At 63.4% G+C, this 15,676-nt stretch carries 16 protein-coding genes; 10 read left to right on the forward strand and 6 right to left on the reverse strand.

Going from position 1 to position 15,676, the window contains the following annotated elements:
- Positions 1 to 147 precede the first annotated feature (147 nt).
- The 4 genes from FME97_RS10375 to FME97_RS10390 form a co-directional block, all read right to left on the reverse strand.
- Complete coding sequence (locus FME97_RS10375) at positions 148 to 990, reverse strand: SDR family NAD(P)-dependent oxidoreductase (protein ID WP_141429563.1); 843 nt, start codon at positions 988 to 990, stop codon at positions 148 to 150.
- Positions 987 to 2,198 (reverse strand): NADH:flavin oxidoreductase, encoded by a 1,212-nt coding sequence (locus FME97_RS10380; RefSeq protein ID WP_141429564.1) that lies wholly within the window; start codon positions 2,196 to 2,198, stop codon positions 987 to 989. Before FME97_RS10380 ends, FME97_RS10375 begins: the two co-directional genes overlap by 4 nt.
- Before the next feature lie 3 nt (positions 2,199 to 2,201).
- Positions 2,202 to 2,963 (reverse strand): DUF1295 domain-containing protein, encoded by a 762-nt coding sequence (locus FME97_RS10385; protein ID WP_141429565.1) that lies wholly within the window; start codon positions 2,961 to 2,963, stop codon positions 2,202 to 2,204.
- Between the two features lie 301 nt (positions 2,964 to 3,264).
- Entirely contained in the window at positions 3,265 to 4,680 is a 1,416-nt protein-coding gene (locus tag FME97_RS10390; RefSeq protein ID WP_141429566.1) for a glutamate decarboxylase, read from the reverse strand.
- A gap of 187 nt (positions 4,681 to 4,867) precedes the next feature.
- Between FME97_RS10390 and FME97_RS10395 the strand changes: the two genes are divergently transcribed.
- Both FME97_RS10395 and FME97_RS10400 read left to right on the forward strand, forming a co-directional pair.
- Positions 4,868 to 5,566: an SIR2 family NAD-dependent protein deacylase gene (locus tag FME97_RS10395; RefSeq protein WP_141429567.1), complete on the forward strand. Its 699-nt coding sequence runs from the start codon at positions 4,868 to 4,870 to the stop codon at positions 5,564 to 5,566.
- 183 nt (positions 5,567 to 5,749) lie between these two features.
- On the forward strand, positions 5,750 to 6,364 hold the full coding sequence (locus FME97_RS10400) for a trimeric intracellular cation channel family protein (protein WP_141429568.1): 615 nt from the start codon (positions 5,750 to 5,752) through the stop codon (positions 6,362 to 6,364).
- Positions 6,365 to 6,451: 87 nt separating this feature from the next.
- On the opposite strand, the gene meaB is transcribed toward FME97_RS10400, so the two are convergent.
- The gene (gene meaB / locus FME97_RS10405; protein WP_141429569.1) at positions 6,452 to 7,567 is read right to left on the reverse strand and encodes a methylmalonyl Co-A mutase-associated GTPase MeaB; all 1,116 of its coding nucleotides are present in this window, start codon (positions 7,565 to 7,567) and stop codon (positions 6,452 to 6,454) included.
- Between the two features lie 393 nt (positions 7,568 to 7,960).
- Here meaB and mce point away from each other — a divergent pair, with 393 nt between their 5' ends.
- The 5 genes from mce to FME97_RS10430 are packed head-to-tail and all read left to right on the forward strand — an operon-like array spanning position 7,961 to position 11,985.
- Positions 7,961 to 8,371: a methylmalonyl-CoA epimerase gene (mce, locus tag FME97_RS10410; RefSeq protein WP_022309181.1), complete on the forward strand. Its 411-nt coding sequence runs from the start codon at positions 7,961 to 7,963 to the stop codon at positions 8,369 to 8,371.
- A gap of 13 nt (positions 8,372 to 8,384) precedes the next feature.
- The gene (locus FME97_RS10415; protein ID WP_141429570.1) at positions 8,385 to 9,950 is read left to right on the forward strand and encodes an acyl-CoA carboxylase subunit beta; all 1,566 of its coding nucleotides are present in this window, start codon (positions 8,385 to 8,387) and stop codon (positions 9,948 to 9,950) included.
- A gap of 15 nt (positions 9,951 to 9,965) precedes the next feature.
- A complete protein-coding gene (locus FME97_RS10420) occupies positions 9,966 to 10,301 on the forward strand; it encodes a hypothetical protein (RefSeq protein ID WP_232522873.1) in 336 nt (111 codons plus the stop codon).
- Between the two features lie 8 nt (positions 10,302 to 10,309).
- Positions 10,310 to 10,771: a biotin/lipoyl-containing protein gene (locus tag FME97_RS10425; RefSeq protein ID WP_141429571.1), complete on the forward strand. Its 462-nt coding sequence runs from the start codon at positions 10,310 to 10,312 to the stop codon at positions 10,769 to 10,771.
- Between the two features lie 2 nt (positions 10,772 to 10,773).
- A complete protein-coding gene (locus tag FME97_RS10430) occupies positions 10,774 to 11,985 on the forward strand; it encodes a sodium ion-translocating decarboxylase subunit beta (RefSeq protein ID WP_141429572.1) in 1,212 nt (403 codons plus the stop codon).
- Between the two features lie 315 nt (positions 11,986 to 12,300).
- Here the strand turns inward: FME97_RS10430 and FME97_RS10435 are convergent, their stop codons facing one another.
- On the reverse strand, positions 12,301 to 13,491 hold the full coding sequence (locus FME97_RS10435; protein WP_141429573.1) for a multidrug effflux MFS transporter: 1,191 nt from the start codon (positions 13,489 to 13,491) through the stop codon (positions 12,301 to 12,303).
- A 149-nt stretch (positions 13,492 to 13,640) separates the two neighbouring features.
- On the opposite strand from FME97_RS10435, the gene FME97_RS10440 reads away from it, so the two are divergent.
- The 3 genes from FME97_RS10440 to rpsI all read left to right on the forward strand — a co-directional run bounded on the left by FME97_RS10440 (position 13,641) and on the right by rpsI (position 15,523).
- On the forward strand, positions 13,641 to 14,486 hold the full coding sequence (locus FME97_RS10440) for a helix-turn-helix transcriptional regulator (protein WP_141429574.1): 846 nt from the start codon (positions 13,641 to 13,643) through the stop codon (positions 14,484 to 14,486).
- A 189-nt stretch (positions 14,487 to 14,675) separates the two neighbouring features.
- Positions 14,676 to 15,131, forward strand: coding sequence for a 50S ribosomal protein L13 (gene rplM / locus FME97_RS10445; protein ID WP_141429575.1), 456 nt, complete (start codon positions 14,676 to 14,678; stop codon positions 15,129 to 15,131).
- A gap of 5 nt (positions 15,132 to 15,136) precedes the next feature.
- On the forward strand, positions 15,137 to 15,523 hold the full coding sequence (gene rpsI / locus FME97_RS10450; protein ID WP_141429576.1) for a 30S ribosomal protein S9: 387 nt from the start codon (positions 15,137 to 15,139) through the stop codon (positions 15,521 to 15,523).
- The last annotated feature ends 153 nt before the right edge of the window (positions 15,524 to 15,676 follow it).

A 15,676-nucleotide genomic window follows, 5' to 3' on the forward strand; every position in this document is an offset into this window, starting at 1 on the left:
CGTGATGCGGGTGGATGGGAACACCTGCCGCATATACGGGGAGGCGAGGAGTCGATCGGACATTGCGGGGCGTCGGCCGGACGGGCGGAGAACAGAGGACAGGGGACAGAGGTATGCCCTTCGGACGGGGCCTCGTGCCGGTCCGAGCTACCTTTGGAACCGCATCGTGAAACGCCGCAGCGGACGGATCGCCTGCATGGGCAGGAGTTTGCAGAGGGGAATCCAGATGCGGTTCCACCAGTCGGGGACGATCGTGCGGCGGCCCCGCCACAGGGCGCGCAGTCCCCGCCGGGCACAGGAGTCGGCCGAGATCAGCACTCCGAGCCGGAGCCCGATGCGCTGCCAGCGGGGTGTCAGTCCGTAGAGGTCGGTGGCCACGCCTGCGGGGCAGACCGCCGTGACGCGGATGCCTTCGTCGCGGACCTCCTTGGCGAAGGCCACGGAGAAGGCGCGCAGGTAGGCTTTCGAGGCGCTGTAGAGCGACAGCCCGGGGAAGGGCATCCACAGCGAATAGGAGGACATGTTGAGGATGTGCCCGCCCCGCCCGCGGCGTGCCATGTCGGCGGCGTAGAGGCGGCAGAGCTGCGTGTTCGTCAGGTCGTGCAGGAGGATGATCCGCTCGATGCGCTCGGCGGGCGTGCGGAGGATGTCGAGGAACGAGAAGATTCCGGCGTTGTTGATGAGCACGTCAACGGCGATTCCCTCCCGCTCGGTGAATGCGTGCAGCTCTTCGGCGGCTCCGGTCCGGGCCAGGTCGATCTCCGCGATGCAGACCTCGGCGGCGGCACGGACGGTGGTTCCGATCTCCTGCCGGACGGCCTCCAGCGGTTCGCGGCGGTCGCCCGCCAGCACGAGGTCGTAGCCCGCCGCCGCCAGCCGCAGGGCATAGCAGCGGCCGATGCCCGATCCGGCGCCCGTCACGAGGGCCCAGGCGCTGCCGGGCGCGACCTCTCCGCGCCGCCGGCGCGTGTCGTTGCGTCGGGCGTTCATGGCAGGCGTTCGAGTTCTTCGACGATCTTCCGCGGCAGGTCGGGGCAGTGCTTGCAGCACTTCATGTCCACGGAATACATGCGGGCGATGCAGTAGTTGCGGTGGTCGCAGGCGCTGCGCGTCGAGGCGTCGCCCGTGCGGAGCTTCTCCACGAAGGCCGGGTCGTTCACCAGCGCGCGGGCCATCTGCACCAGCTCGAACCCGGCGTCGAGCGCGCGGTCGATCCCTTCGCGGCTCACGAGCCCTCCGACGTAGATGAGCGGGCATTTGAGCGCCGCGCGGAACTTTTTGGCGTCCTCCAGGAAGTAGCACTCCTCGAACGGGTATTGCCGGATCATCCACGGGCCGCACCAGCGGATGAAGTAGCGGAGCCACCACGGCGAGTAATAGCTCATCGTGTAAATCGGGATCAGCCCCCGCATGACGGCCATCGGGGCCTTCGAAACGAATCCGCCCGTGAGCACGATGCCGTCCACGCCGAAGCGTTCGATCTCGCGGGCGATTTCGAGGCTCTCGGGAATTTCGATTCCGCCCCGGAATCCGTCGTACATGTTGTGTTTGACGGTGACGGCCATGCCACAGGACCGGGCCGCCCCGACGGCTTCCTCCAGACACATGCGCATGAAGCGCATCCGGTTTTCGAGCGATCCGCCGTATTCGTCGCGGCGGCGGTTGGTGTAGGGCGAGAGGAACTGCGAAATGAGGTAGCCGTGCCCGGCGTGCACCTCCACCGAGTCGAACCCGGCGTCGCGGGCCGTGCGGACGGCGCGGCCGAAGTCGCGCGCCACCTCTGCGATCTCGCTCCGCCGCATGCCCCGCACCGGGGTGTAGGCGTACAGGTTGAAACCCGACGAGGCGCCGATCGGAATCTGTCCGGCGGTGGAGTAGTGGGTCATGTTGCCGCAGTGGCCGATCTGGATGGCCGCGGCGGCTCCTTCGCGGTGGACGGCGTCGGTGATGTCGCGCAGCCCCGGCACGATGGCCGGGCGCAGCCAGAGCTGTTTGTCGAACGAGAGGCCGCTGCGCGAGACGGCGGCATAGGCCAGCGTCGTCATGCCGATGCCGCCGCGGGCCACCGCGACGTGGTACTCCTTGAGCTGTTCGGTGGGACCGAACGCCCGGCCCATCGACTCGAAGGCCGCCGAACGGATCGTGCGGTTGCGCAGCGTCACGGGGCCCAGTTGGTAAGGGGTGAAAAGTGCGGACATGGATCAATAGATAAAGGGTATGATGCGCTTCCTGCGAAGCGAGGTGAACTCCTCGCCGAACTCCTGTTCGTAGCGGCGGCGCAGCGAGGCGGCGCGGGGCGCGAGGTTGGCGAAGGTCCACCAGGCGAAGACCGCCCCGGCCCACGACCACGAGGCGACGGCGAAGCCGGTCCATTCGAGCAGCTCGCCGAAGTAGTTGGCCGACGAGACGTAGCGGAACATGCCGCCGCGGGGAATGTAGTGCCTCGTGTCGCCGGGGCGGCGGAGGCGGCGGATGATGCTGTCCGAATGGATGTTCACGGCCATCCCGGCGAGGAACAGCGCGCCGCCGGCGTAGATGAAGGGCTGCGAGAACCACCCGGCGTAGTAGTCCGCCGGGGAGACGTAGAAGATCCAGCCGCCCTGCATCAGGGCGTTGAGCGTGTTGAAGACCATACCCATGAGGACGATGCCGAGCGGCATTTTCGACTTCCCGCGGATGAGCAGCGGGAAGATGAAGGCCCGCTGGAGGTAGTGCGTCTGGAAGAGGGCGAACAGCGCGAGCGGCCCGGCCTGCCACATGCGGTCGGAGCAGGCCCAGAGCACGCACATGAGGATGAATACCGGGGATTCCATCACCACCCATCCGATGCGGTTCGGGACGGGTGGTCCGTAGCGGCGGTCGAACAGGTAGCCGTAGCCGGCTTCGAAGAAGTGCAGCGCCACGAACACCCCGAGCGCCGCGACGGCCATGACGATAAGGAAAATGTCGAAACTCTCTTTCATAGGCGGCCCGGGTATTCCCGGCGGATAAACACGGTAAAGGTAGTGTTTTTTTCCGGTCCGGGCAAGTCCTCCGGTCCTGGCCGCTTGTCTGTTTCGTCCGGAAACGGGGCCGATTCGTCCGGAACGGAAAACGGAGACGGCCTCCGTTTCCGAAAGGAAGCGAAGACCGTCCGGGGCGCTGCCGCCCGGGAGAGGCGCGTGCCGCGTGGCGTTCCGGCGATGCCGGCCGCGGGAAGACGCCCGTCGGGGCGGCGCGGAGGCTGCACCCGCGCACCGGGGCGTGCGGGCTGTGTGGGCCGCGTCAGTGCGTGTAAACCTTGCCCTTCTGTTTCTCGTTTTTCTCGAACAGGAGGCGCGACTGCGTGGGGTACCGGAGCTTCTCGAACTCCTCCACGGCGTTGCGGATGTCGCCCATGAGCATGTCGGCCATGTCGCGCGACATGCCCTGCCGCACCACGATGCGCATGACGATCAGTTGTTCGATGTTCGCGGGCATCGTGTAGGCGGGGACCATCCAGCCGCTCTGCTGCAGTTTGGCCTGCAAGTCGAAGAGCGTCCATTTGGCCGTTTTCTCGTAGGCCGGGTCCATCGACCAGATGAAGAGCGGATTGACCACCTCTTTGGCGAAATTCCGGAAGCAGGTCATCTCGCCGATGGCACGGTGGCAGTAGGCGGCTATGTCCATCGAGTTCTGCTGGATCTCCTTGTAGCCCTCGAATCCCAGCCGGATGAAGTTGTAGTACTGGCCGAGAATCTGAGCCGCCGGACGCGAGAAGTTCAGGCCGACCTGCGTGATGTTGGCGCCGAGGTAATTGACCGAGAACGACATTTCGTCGGGCAGGTACTTCTTGTCCTTCCAGACGACCCAGCCCAGACCCGGATAGACCAGCCCGTACTTGTGGCCCGACGTGGAGATCGACAGCACCCACCGCAGCCGGAAGTCCCATCGCTTCTCGGGCTTGAGGAACGGCAGGATGAATCCGCCCGAAGCCGCGTCCACGTGGATCGGAATTTCGTAGCCGGTCCGGGCGTTGTAGGCGTCGAGGGCCTTGTCGAGCGCCTCGATGTCGTCGTCGAGTCCGGTCCACGTCACGCCGGCGATCGGCACGATGCAGATGGTGTTCTCGTCGCACGCCTTCAGCGCGGCGTCGATGTCGAGCGTGGGGTGCTGTTCGTCGAGGGGCACGGTGCGCAGTTCGATCTGCCAGAGCTGGCAGAACTTCTCCCAGACGACCTGGAACGCCGAGCTCATCACCAGGTTCGGCTTGTCGAAGGGTTTTCCGGCGGCCTTGCGGCGGGCTCTCCAGCGCAGCCATGCGGCCACGCCGCCCAGCATGCACGCCTCCGAGGAGCCGATTCCCAGCGCGCCGGTCTTCCATTCGGCCTTCTCGGGCGAATTCCACAGGTTGGCGATGATGTTCAGGCAGCGGCCGCACATGACGGCCACGCGCGGATACTCCGTCTCGTCGATGTAATTGACGTTGATCGCTTCGTTCATCAGACGCGTGGCGTAGTCGTCCATGTAGGTCGTCACGAAAGTGGCCAGGTTCAGGCGCGGCTGCGTCTGCGGGTAGGTCTCGTCCTTGACCAGTTGGTAGGCCACTTCGGGGGCCGTCTTGCCTTTGGGAATAAATTCCGTGGGTGCGGGACAGCGCATTTCCTGCGTGCCGAAGATGTCGGTCAGGGTGTCCTCGCGGGGATGTCTTTGTTGATTCATACCGTAAAAGATTTTTTTGGTTCGTATTGCCGTTCCCGTCGTTGCACGAACTATGCCATGCGCGTCCGGCGGGGAAAAGTTTTGCCCCGGAGGCTTGCGATTCTCCCGCAAAGAGGGTAGTTTTGTCAGGCCGCCCGGCCGCGGCGCGGAGGAATGCGGCGCGGCCGGACGGCGGAAAGTGCTGGATATGAAGAAAATCGTCGTTTTTACCGGCGCCGGAGTGAGCGCCGACAGCGGCCTTGCGACCTTCCGCGATGCGGACGGGCTCTGGGCCGATTACCGGATCGAGGAGGTCTGCACGCCCGAGGCGCTGGCCCGCAACCGCGCGCTGGTGGTCGGGTTTTATAACGAGCGCCGCCGCGAGATGCTCGCCGCCCGGCCGAACGCCGCGCACGAGGCCATCGCGCGGCTGGAGCGGGCCTGCGAGGTCGAGGTGGTGACGCAGAACGTCGATGACCTGCACGAGCGGGCCGGATCGACGCGCGTGACGCACCTGCACGGCGAGCTGCGCAAGCTCCGTTCGTCGCGCGATCCCGAACTCGTCGTGCCCCTCGACGGCTGGGAGCAGCCGCTCGACGCCACGGCGCCGGACGGGGCGCTGCTGCGGCCGCATATCGTCTTCTTCGGCGAGGCGGTCCCGATGTTCGAACGTGCGGCCCGGATCGCCGCGTCGGCCGACGCGATGATCGTCGTCGGCACGTCGCTGGCGGTCTATCCTGCGGCCTCGCTGGTGCGTTGCCTGCCGCCTGCGGCGCCGATCTGGCTCGTCGATCCCGGCCGTCCCGACACGGCGGGCATCCGAAATCCGCTCACTGTCATCCGCAAGCGGGCGGCCGAGGGCGTTCCTGAGCTGGTCGGGGAGCTGCTGCGCGGCATGCGCGGGTAGTCTGTGCGGTCCGGGCCGCGCGGAGGCCTCCGCTAACCTTGCGGATGGCAATTCCGCGGACGGGGCGGATCGGCGGATGCTCCCGCGGGTGCGATTCGCGGCCGTGGGATGGATATTGTCGAATTTTGCGCTATCTTTGCAGCCCTCCGGGCGGGCGGAATTTCCGCTTCGGAGGAACCGACGATGACACTCTTCACATTTATCGAAATCCTGGGTACGCTGGCCTTCGCCATCAGCGGTATCCGGCTGGCTTCGGCCAAGCGCTTCGACTGGTTCGGGGCCTATGTCGTGGGGTTCACCACGGCCATCGGGGGCGGTACGCTGCGCGATCTGATGCTTTCGCTGACCCCGTTCTGGATGCTCGACAGCTCCTACCTCGTGGTCACGGCTTTCGCGCTGGGCATCGTGGTCGTGTACGGCCGTTACCTGATCCGACTCAACAACACCTTCTTCATTTTCGACGCCATCGGTTTGGGGCTGTTCACGGTCGTCGGCGTCGAGAAGACGCTCGGCGCCGGATTCCCGCTCTGGGTGGCGGTCATCATGGGCACGATTACGGGCGCCGCGGGCGGCGTGCTGCGCGACATTCTCATCAACGAGGAGCCGCTGATTTTCCGCAAGGAGATCTATGCGCTGGCCTGCGTGTTCGGCGGACTGGTTTACGGCGGCGGTCTGGCGGCGGGACTTTCGGGGGCCACGCTCCAGATCGTCACGGCGCTGAGCGTGATCGCCGTGCGGATCGTCGCCGTGCGCTTCGGGCTGCGCCTGCCGACACTCAGGCAGAACTGGGATGCGTAGCGGGCCGCCGTGCGTGCGGACATGCACGGAAAACCCCGTCTGCCGCTTCTTCCGGCGGACGGGGTTTTCCTCGTCGGGCGAATGCCTTTATTTCAGCTCCTTGAAGTAGAGTTCCAGCAGCTCCTTGGCGGCGACGAACGACGAAATGCGGTCCTCGAGCACCCGTTTCTCGTACTCCCCGATACGGGCCTCGACGGCCGGATCGCGGTAGAAACTGCCGCGCAGCGCTTCGTTGATCGTCTCGTACATCCAGTACTTGTTCTGCCGGTTGCGGTTGTGCTGGAAATAACCGTTGGCGTGAATGTGGTCGAGAAACTCCTCCACGCCTTTCCAGACCTCCTCGAGACCCGTTCCGGCCACGGCCGAACAGGTATAGACCTTGGGCCGCCAGCCCGATTCGGGCAGCGGGAAAAGCCGCAGCGCTCCCTGGAACTGCGTGCGGGCCAGCTCGGCCTTGCGGACGTTCTCGCCGTCGGCCTTCGTGATGACCATCGTGTCGGCCATCTCCATGATGCCGCGCTTGATGCCCTGCAATTCGTCTCCGGCGCCGGAGATCTGCAACAGCATGAACATGTCCACCATCGAATGCACGGCCGTCTCGGACTGTCCGACGCCCACCGTCTCGATGAAGATGACGTCGAAGCCGGCGGCTTCGCACAGCACGATCGTCTCGCGCGTCTTGCGCGCCACGCCGCCGAGCGATCCGGCCGAGGGCGAGGGGCGGATGAAGACGTCGGGGTTGTGGCAGATGCTCTCCATGCGGGTCTTGTCGCCGAGGATCGAGCCTCCGCTGCGCTCCGACGAGGGGTCGATGGCCAGCACCGCGAGCTTGTGGCGCAGCGAGGTGACCATGTTGCCCACGGCCTCGATGAAGGTCGATTTGCCGGCTCCCGGGACGCCCGTGATGCCGATGCGCACCGAACGCCCGGCGTGGGGCAGGCAGCGCTCGATGATCTCCTGCGCCTGGGCGTAGTGGGCCGGATTGGCCGACTCGACGAGCGTGATGGCCTGCGAGAGGGTGGTGATGTTGCCCGCGAGGATGCCCTCGACGTACTCGTCGGTCGAGAGCGCGCGCTTGCGGCGCCGCGTGAAGTAGGGGCTTACGATCGGCTGGTCCCCGACGCCTTCCGAGACGTTGAGCGCCGTGTCGTGGTGCGTGTCCGCATACTCCTTTTCGTAGTGGTTTATCTTCGTGAATGACATAGGCTTTTCATATCGTTTTCCGTGTGTTTCCCTTGTCGGCCGGCTGCGTGTTCCCTTTCCGTTTCCCGTCCGCTTCCGGGGGAAGCTCCCCGTCCCGCGGGGCGTCCGACGCCGAAAGATAGCGATTTTTTTCGGGATCGTCCGCAAATTTCCGCTCCGATTTGCTCCGTGCGTTCCCGACCCGCCGCCGGAAGGGGCATCCGCGTGCCGCCGCTTCCGCCCCCGGTGTCGCCTTTCCGGACATTTTCCGCGAATTTCGGGGCGAAGGAATCGCCAAAAAAAGTCGGTCGAATTTTGGCGAATCCCGAAGAATTCTTCTATCTTTGTGTGCGCAAAAAAATTACGACGCATTGATCCGGAAATAACAGTCTTTTAACTTAAATCATTTTTGTTATGAAAGTTTCTCATATCGAGCATCTCGGCATCGCTGTAAAGAGCCTGGATGAAGCCATTCCCTACTGGGAGAACGTATTGGGCCTGAAGTGCTATGCGATCGAGGAGGTCGCCGACCAGAAGGTGCGCACGGCCTTCTTCATGCTGGGCCAGACGAAGATCGAGCTGCTGGAGCCCACGTCGGAGGATTCGACGATCGCCAAGTATATCGAGAACCGCGGCATCGGCATCCACCACATGGCCCTCGCCTGCGAGAATATCGAGGAGCAGCTCGCCGACGCCGAGGCCAAGGGCATCCGTCTGATCGACAAGACGCCGCGCAAGGGCGCCGAGGGCATGACCATCGCCTTCCTGCACCCGAAATCGACCCAGGGCATTCTGACCGAACTTTGCGAGAACAAGAATAAATAATCCATCACACATTATGAGCGATATTCAGGACAAGATCAGCAAGTTGATCGAGAACCGCGAGACGGCGCGCATGGGCGGCGGTCAGAAAGCGATCGACAAGCAACACGAAAAGGGCAAGTACACGGCGCGCGAGCGTATCCAGATGCTGCTGGACGAAGGCTCGTTCGAGGAGTTCGACATGTTCGTGACGCACCGCTGCTACGATTTCGGCATGGAGAAGAAGCACACCTTCGGCGACGGCGTGGTGACCGGCTACGGCACGATCGGCGGACGTCTGGTATATGTCTTCGCACAGGATTTCACCGTGACGGCCGGTTCGCTGTCGCTGTCGATGTCCGACAAGATCTGCAAGGTCATGGACATGGCCCTGCGCAACGGCGCTCCCTGCATCGGCATGAACGACTCGGGCGGCGCGCGTATCCAGGAGGGTGTCAATGCGCTGGCCGGCTATGCCAACATTTTCCAGCGCAACGTGATGTCGTCGGGCGTCATTCCGCAGATCTCGGCCATCTTCGGCCCCTGCGCCGGCGGTGCGGTCTATTCGCCCGCGCTGACCGACTTCATCATCATGAAGAAGGAGACCTCGAACATGTTCCTCACGGGTCCGAAGGTCGTCAAGACCGTCACGGGCGAGGACGTGACGCAGGAGCAGCTGGGCGGCGCCGTGATGCACACCACCAAGTCGGGCGTGGCGCAGTTCGCCGTCGATACCGAGGAGGAGGGCATCGAACTGATCAAGAAGCTCATCTCCTACATGCCGCAGAACAACATGGAGGACGCTCCGCTGGCCATCTGCACGGACCGCATCGACCGGCTGGAGGATTCGCTCAACGAGATCATCCCCGACAGCGCCAACAAACCCTACGACATGGCGGAGGTGATCCGTGCGATCGTCGATAACGGCGAGTACCTGGAGTCGGCCGCGGGCTATGCGAAGAACATCATCACCTGCTTCGCCCGCTTCAACGGCCAGTCGGTGGGCATCATCGCCAACCAGCCCAAGTTCATGGCCGGTGTGCTGGACATCAACGCCAGCCGCAAGGCGGCGCGTTTCGTGCGCTTCTGCGATGCGTTCAACATTCCGATCGTGACGCTGGTGGACGTTCCGGGCTTCCTGCCGGGCACGACCCAGGAGTACGGCGGCGTCATCACGCACGGCGCGAAGCTGCTGTTCGCCTACTGCGAGGCCACGGTTCCGAAGATCACCGTCACGCTGCGCAAGGCTTACGGAGGCGCCTACATCGTCATGTCGTCGAAGCATATCCGCGGCGACATCAACTACGCATGGCCGACGGCCGAGATCGCCGTGATGGGTGCCAGCGGCGCCGTCGAGGTGCTCTACGGCAAGGAGCTCAAGGAGCTGGCCGACAAGCCCGAGGAGCGCGCCAAGTTCGTGGCCGAGAAGGAGAAGGAGTACAACGACAAGTTCTCGAACCCCTACAATGCCGCCCGCTACGGCTATATCGACGACGTGATCGAACCGCGCAACACGCGTTTCCGCATCATCCGCGCGTTGCAGTCGCTGGCTACCAAGCGCCTGCAGAACCCGCCCAAGAAGCATTCCAACATTCCCCTGTAATAAATCCGCACGACTATGAGAATATTAACGGTTATGGATTGGGGCTGGTCGGAGATGCTGTGGGTGGCGCTCATCAGCATCTGCCTGGTCTTCTTCGTCCTGCTGTTGCTGGTGTGGGTGATGAAGGGCTTCGGAGCCGCTTTCTCGCGCCGCAACGCCAAGAATCCGGAGGCCGCTCAGGCCCAGCTGCACGACGAGGAGATCGCCGCGATCGCCACGGCGCTCAAAATGTTCCGCAGCGAGCTGCACGACCGGGAGTCGGAGGTGCTGACCATCCTGAGCATCAAGCGCGCCTATTCGCCCTGGAATTCCAAAATTCACGGTTTAACCCAGATGCCTGACAGAAAATAGCTAAAACAATGAAAGATTACTCTTTGAAAATCAACGGACATAATTACGACGTGCAGATCGACGACGTCAATGAGGCCTCGACGCTGGCCCATGTCGTCGTCAACGGCGTCTCCTACGAGGTCGAGATCGGAGGGGCCCAGACCGCCGCTTCGAAGAAGCCTCAGGTCGCTCCCGCGGCCAAAGGCGCGAACAGCGCGATGATCACGCCCGCGACGGCGGCTCCTTCGCCCCGTCTGGCAGCCGTGGCTCCCAGCGCGGGGTATGCGGTGAAGTGCCCGCTGCCCGGCACGGTGCTGTCGGTCAAGGTCGCCGTGGGCGACACCGTTTCGCGCGGACAGACGCTCGTGGTGCTCGAGGCGATGAAGATGGAGAACAACATCGACGCGGACCGTGCCGGTGTCGTCAAGCAGGTGCTCGTGCAGCAGGGCGCCACGGTCATGGAGGGTGATAACTTAATCGTCATCGAATAACCATGTGTACGCTGCTGACCTCGGGCTCCGATTTCGTGTGGAACAGCCTCCGCGACTTCGCGGGTTCCACCGGCATCGCGGGCTTCTTCGCCGAAATGGGCTGGGGCAACGTGGCGATGATCCTCGTCGCGTTCTTCCTGCTCTATCTGGCCATCCGGCATAAGTTCGAGCCGCTGCTGCTTTTCACCATCGCTTTCGGCATGCTGCTCACGAATCTTCCGGATGCGAACCTCTACCACACCGAACTCTTCGAGGGCGGACACGTGCATTGGGACATCTTCGTCGCCAATGCGGGCCTGCTCGACTACCTCTATCTGGGCGTGAAGCTCGGCATCTATCCCTGTCTGATCTTCGTGGGAGTGGGGGCCATGACCGACTTCGGTCCGCTGATCGCCAATCCCAAGAGCTTCCTGCTCGGCGCTGCCGCGCAGATCGGCATTTTCGCCACGTTCCTGGGCGCCTATGCCCTCGGTTTCACACCCGCGCAGGCCGGTTCGATCGGTATCATCGGCGGCGCCGACGGCCCGACGGCCATCTACCTGACGTCGATGCTTTCGCCCGAGCTGCTCGGCCCGATCGCCGTGGCCGCCTACTCCTACATGGCTCTCGTGCCGGTGATCCAGCCGCCCATCATGCGTGCGCTGACCACCAGGAAAGAGCGTGCCATCCGGATGCGGACGCTGCGTCCCGTGTCGAAGTTGGAACGCATCCTCTTCCCGATCGTCATCGCCGTCATCATCGCGCTGCTGCTGCCGAGCGCCGCACCGCTGATCGGCTGCCTCATGCTGGGCAACCTGATGAAGGAGTGCGGCGTGGTGGACCGTCTGTCGAAGACCGTGCAGAACGAGCTGATGAACATCGTGGTGATCTTCCTCGGTCTGACGGTGGGCGCTACGGCCACCGCCGAGGCGTTCCTGAACTTCCGCACGCTGGGTATCCTCGTGCTGGGCGTCGTGGCCTTCGGACTGGGTACGGCCGGCGGCGTGTTGCTCGCCAAGCTGATGAATCTTTTCTCGAAGGAGGGCAACAAGATCAACCCGCTGATCGGTTCGGCCGGCGTGTCGGCCGTGCCTATGGCCGCCCGCGTTTCGCAGGTGGAGGGTCAGAAGGAAGATCCGGGCAACTACCTGCTCATGCATGCCATGGGACCCAACGTGGCCGGCGTGGTCGGCTCGGCCGTGGCTGCGGGTATCCTGCTTTCGTTCCTCGGATAGGATTGCGGCATTCGCAAGACCCTGTTTTTCATACGGCGTCGTAACCTGCGGGTTGCGGCGCCGTATTTTTTTGCGGAGGAACCGGCGGCCGGGAAAGGACCGACTGCCGGAAAGAGGTGGGGACTCCGGCTCGGGAAGCCCCTGCGTATCGGTTCCGGCTGTTTTCGCGCAGCGGCCGAAGAAGGGGAGGAGGGAAGGATTTGCGCGGTTTCCGCGGGAAAAGAGCCGGCGTGTCGGTCCGGAAAGAGGCCGGCGTGATCTGACGGACCTTGCGGCGGAATATCTATTCCGCGCCCGGCCTTCCGGGAGCGGGTTCTACCGGCAGGAAGGGCGGCAGGTCGAGCCGTGGAAGAGAACCGGCAGGCAGAGATTCGAGCAGAGGGAGCCGGCGAAGAACAGGACGGCCGTGGAGGTCAGCAGGTCGCCGATTCCGACCATCGGCGAGGCTAGTCCGCCGAAGACGTAGGCCGAGGCTCCCAGCAGGGCGGAGGCGACCCCCGCGTTCTGCCGTTCGCTGTCCATGGCCAGCGTGTTCGAGGCGGTGAACACGATTCCGATGGCTCCGCAGATGCCGAAGATCAGCGCCTCGTAGGCCCAGAACGGCGCGTGCATGCCGAATGCGACGCAGAGCAGGGCGGAGAACAGCAGCATTCCCGCATTGCCGGCCCGCACGGCCTGCTCCATCGTCGGGAACCTGACGACTGCGGCCGAGGCGGCGGCCATGGCGACCGCATTGAGCCCGAAGAAGAGGCTGAACTGCGACGGGGTGAGTCCGTAGTGTTCCTGCATGATGAACGGCGCCGAAGCCAGATTGACGAACAGCACGCTCATGGCGAAGCCGTATTGCAGGGTATGGCAGAGGAAGGCGCGGTTGTGCAGCACCTCCCGGAAGTTGCGGCCCACGTCGCGCCACCCGGTCGCTTTCCGACGCGGTTTCGGGAGCGATTCGCGGAATCGGAACGTTCCGAGCAGCAGGATGCCTCCGAAGAGCAGCAGGAACCAGAAGATGCCGTGCCACCCGTCCCCGTATTCCGACAGGATACCGCCGCCGACGGGCGACAGAACCGTGGCCACGCCGTTCACGGCGCCTATGAGGGCCAGCATCCGCGCGAGTTTGCCGATGGCGTAGCGGTCGGTGGCGATCGACCGCGAGAGGACGATGCCTCCGGCCGCGGCCAGCCCCTGAATGAACCGGAAGGCGATGAAGTCGAGGATGGTTCCGGCCAGCAGACAGCCCGCCGTGGCCAGCATGAACAGCCCGAGCGCCGTCAGCAGCGCCGGCCGCCGGCCGTATTTGTCGCTGACCGTGCCGAAGAACAGTTGTCCCGCGGCCAGGCCGATCGTGCTCGCGGTCAGGCTCAACTGCACCATCGACGAGGAGGCTCCGAAAAACTCCGTGAGCACGGGAAACGCCGGCAGGTACATGTCCATGACGAAAGGCCCGAAAGCGCTCAGTATGCCCAGGTAGAGCAGCAGGAATAGTTCCGAATTGTGTTTCCGTTTCATCGTTCGCAGTCGTTTTCCGGGGTGCAAAAGTACCGCATCGGCGGGAAATCCGCCGTGCATTAATTTGCGGAAAACATTTCATTTTAGGAACTGATGCGCCCGCATCGGCGGATTATGGCTATTTTTGCGGGGTAAAAACAGCATAAACGATGGAAGAACCCTTCGTCCGGCCGCCGGATGCCATACGATACGAAGAGGGCGATCTGTCCGCCTTGAGGAGGGCCCCGGTGCATTTCCGCTGCGGTGTCTATCTGGTCTGCGTCCGCGGGAGCGCCGTCGTCTCGACGGGCATCCAGCACTACCGGATCGGGGAGCAGTCGGAGCTGATCTTCCTGCAGGGTTCGCTGATGCAGGTGGTGGAGGCGAGCGGCGACTTCCGGGTGCGGATGGTGACCTTCTCGCGCGAGCTCTTCCTGGAGGCCGTGCTGCCGATCGACTCCCCCTATCTGGACTATACGCACGAACATCCCGGCTACCGCCATACGCAGGACGAGCGCAGCCAGAAGACCTGGCGGGAGATTCTCCTCTGGATGGACGTGGCACGGATGCTCTTCGTGGAGGGCGGCACGCAGTTCCGGCGGCAGCAGGAGCTCAACTTCCTGCAGAGCCTCCTGATGTGGGTGTTCAACACCATTCAGGAGAAGATCGGGGGCACGCAGCAGTACACCCGCAAACAGGCGTTGAGCCACCAGTTCGTCGGCCTGCTCCGCGAATATGCCACGCGCGAGCACGCCGTGTCGTTCTATGCCGACCGGATGTGCATCTCCCCGCGCTACCTCTACGAGGTGACCGTCGAGTGTCAGGGCGGCAGGACACCCAAGCAGCTCATCGACGAGCAGCGGCTGGCCGAGGTCAAGGTGCTGCTGAGCGATCCCCACCTCTCGGTGACGGAGATCGCCGAGCAGTTGGGATTCGCCGACCAGTCCTATCTGACCCGGTTCTTCCGGCGTCATACGGGGATGTCGCCCAAGGCGTTCCGGGCCGGAATCCGGTGACCCCGGCCTCCGGTCCCGCGGCGTCGGACGGAGGGCGTGCCCGATGGCGCGTGCCGGCGGTTCCGTTTTTCGGCCTTGCGTCGTAATTTTCTGCGACTTGGCTTGTAGTGTGAAATATTTTTCGTACCTTTGCGCACCCGCAATGTGCGGGATAGGATTACAACAAGTTAAATTTAAACGTAAAACACAGTGGATTCATTAAGCTACAAGACTATCTCGGCCAATGCATCGACGGTGACCAAGGAGTGGGTCGTCATCGACGCTACGAACGAGGTATTGGGACGTCTTGCATCGCAGATCGCGAAGATCCTCCGAGGCAAGAACAAGCCCAGCTACACGCCCCACGTGGACTGCGGCGACTACGTCATCGTCATCAACGCGGAGAAGGTGAAGCTCACGGGCAACAAAATGACCGACAAGGTTTACACGCGTCACACCGGATATCCGGGCGGCCAGCGTTTCGCCACCCCCGCCGACTATCTGGCCAAGAAACCGACTTTCCTCATCGAGAAAGCCGTAAAGGGTATGCTCCCCAAGACCCGTCTGGGCGACAAGCTGCTCACGAACCTGAAGGTTTACGCCGGCGCCGAGCATCCGCACGCCGCCCAGAACCCGAAGCCCATTAAGTTAAACGAGATTAAGTAAGAGTTATGGAAGTTGTAAACACCGTAGGTCGTCGTAAGGCCGCTGTGGCTCGCGTATTCGTGAAGCCGGGTAAGGGTCAGATTACAATCAACCGCAAGGAGCTTGCAGCCTATTTCCCGCTCGAGATTCTCCAGTTCCAGGTGAAGCAGCCGCTGCTGGCCACCAACACCGCCGAGAATTTCGACATCACGATCAACCTCGACGGAGGCGGTATCAAGGGACAGGCCGAAGCCGCTCGTCTGGGTATCGCACGCGCACTGTGCGAGATCGACGCCGAGATGCGTCCGGTGCTCAAGAAGGCCGGATTCCTCACGCGCGATCCCCGCGAGGTTGAGCGTAAGAAGCCCGGTCAGCCCGGAGCACGTCGCAAGTTCCAGTTCAGCAAGCGTTAATCCGCTCGCACGACCGGAAATTTCGGCAAGCACGGCGTCGGTTCCAAATCGGAAGGACTACCTATTTATATTATATGTATTACCGCCCGGTTGCCGCGCCGCGGAAAACTCATCGGGACCAGCGAGGCTGCTACCCGGAGGGTTGAGGAAAAG

The organism is Alistipes dispar (genome assembly GCF_006542685.1).
GTDB lineage: Bacteria > Bacteroidota > Bacteroidia > Bacteroidales > Rikenellaceae > Alistipes > Alistipes dispar.

Coding starts and splice junctions, on each gene's coding strand:
- FME97_RS10375 (WP_141429563.1), bottom strand. CDS start 990: ATGAACGCCCGACGCAACGACACGCGCCGGCGGCGCGGAGAGGTCGCG.
- FME97_RS10380 (WP_141429564.1), bottom strand. CDS start 2,198: ATGTCCGCACTTTTCACCCCTTACCAACTGGGCCCCGTGACGCTGCGC.
- FME97_RS10385 (WP_141429565.1), bottom strand. CDS start 2,963: ATGAAAGAGAGTTTCGACATTTTCCTTATCGTCATGGCCGTCGCGGCG.
- FME97_RS10390 (WP_141429566.1), bottom strand. CDS start 4,680: ATGAATCAACAAAGACATCCCCGCGAGGACACCCTGACCGACATCTTC.
- FME97_RS10395 (WP_141429567.1), top strand. CDS start 4,868: ATGAAGAAAATCGTCGTTTTTACCGGCGCCGGAGTGAGCGCCGACAGC.
- FME97_RS10400 (WP_141429568.1), top strand. CDS start 5,750: ATGACACTCTTCACATTTATCGAAATCCTGGGTACGCTGGCCTTCGCC.
- meaB (WP_141429569.1), bottom strand. CDS start 7,567: ATGTCATTCACGAAGATAAACCACTACGAAAAGGAGTATGCGGACACG.
- mce (WP_022309181.1), top strand. CDS start 7,961: ATGAAAGTTTCTCATATCGAGCATCTCGGCATCGCTGTAAAGAGCCTG.
- FME97_RS10415 (WP_141429570.1), top strand. CDS start 8,385: ATGAGCGATATTCAGGACAAGATCAGCAAGTTGATCGAGAACCGCGAG.
- FME97_RS10420 (WP_232522873.1), top strand. CDS start 9,966: ATGAGAATATTAACGGTTATGGATTGGGGCTGGTCGGAGATGCTGTGG.
- FME97_RS10425 (WP_141429571.1), top strand. CDS start 10,310: ATGAAAGATTACTCTTTGAAAATCAACGGACATAATTACGACGTGCAG.
- FME97_RS10430 (WP_141429572.1), top strand. CDS start 10,774: ATGTGTACGCTGCTGACCTCGGGCTCCGATTTCGTGTGGAACAGCCTC.
- FME97_RS10435 (WP_141429573.1), bottom strand. CDS start 13,491: ATGAAACGGAAACACAATTCGGAACTATTCCTGCTGCTCTACCTGGGC.
- FME97_RS10440 (WP_141429574.1), top strand. CDS start 13,641: ATGGAAGAACCCTTCGTCCGGCCGCCGGATGCCATACGATACGAAGAG.
- rpsI (WP_141429576.1), top strand. CDS start 15,137: ATGGAAGTTGTAAACACCGTAGGTCGTCGTAAGGCCGCTGTGGCTCGC.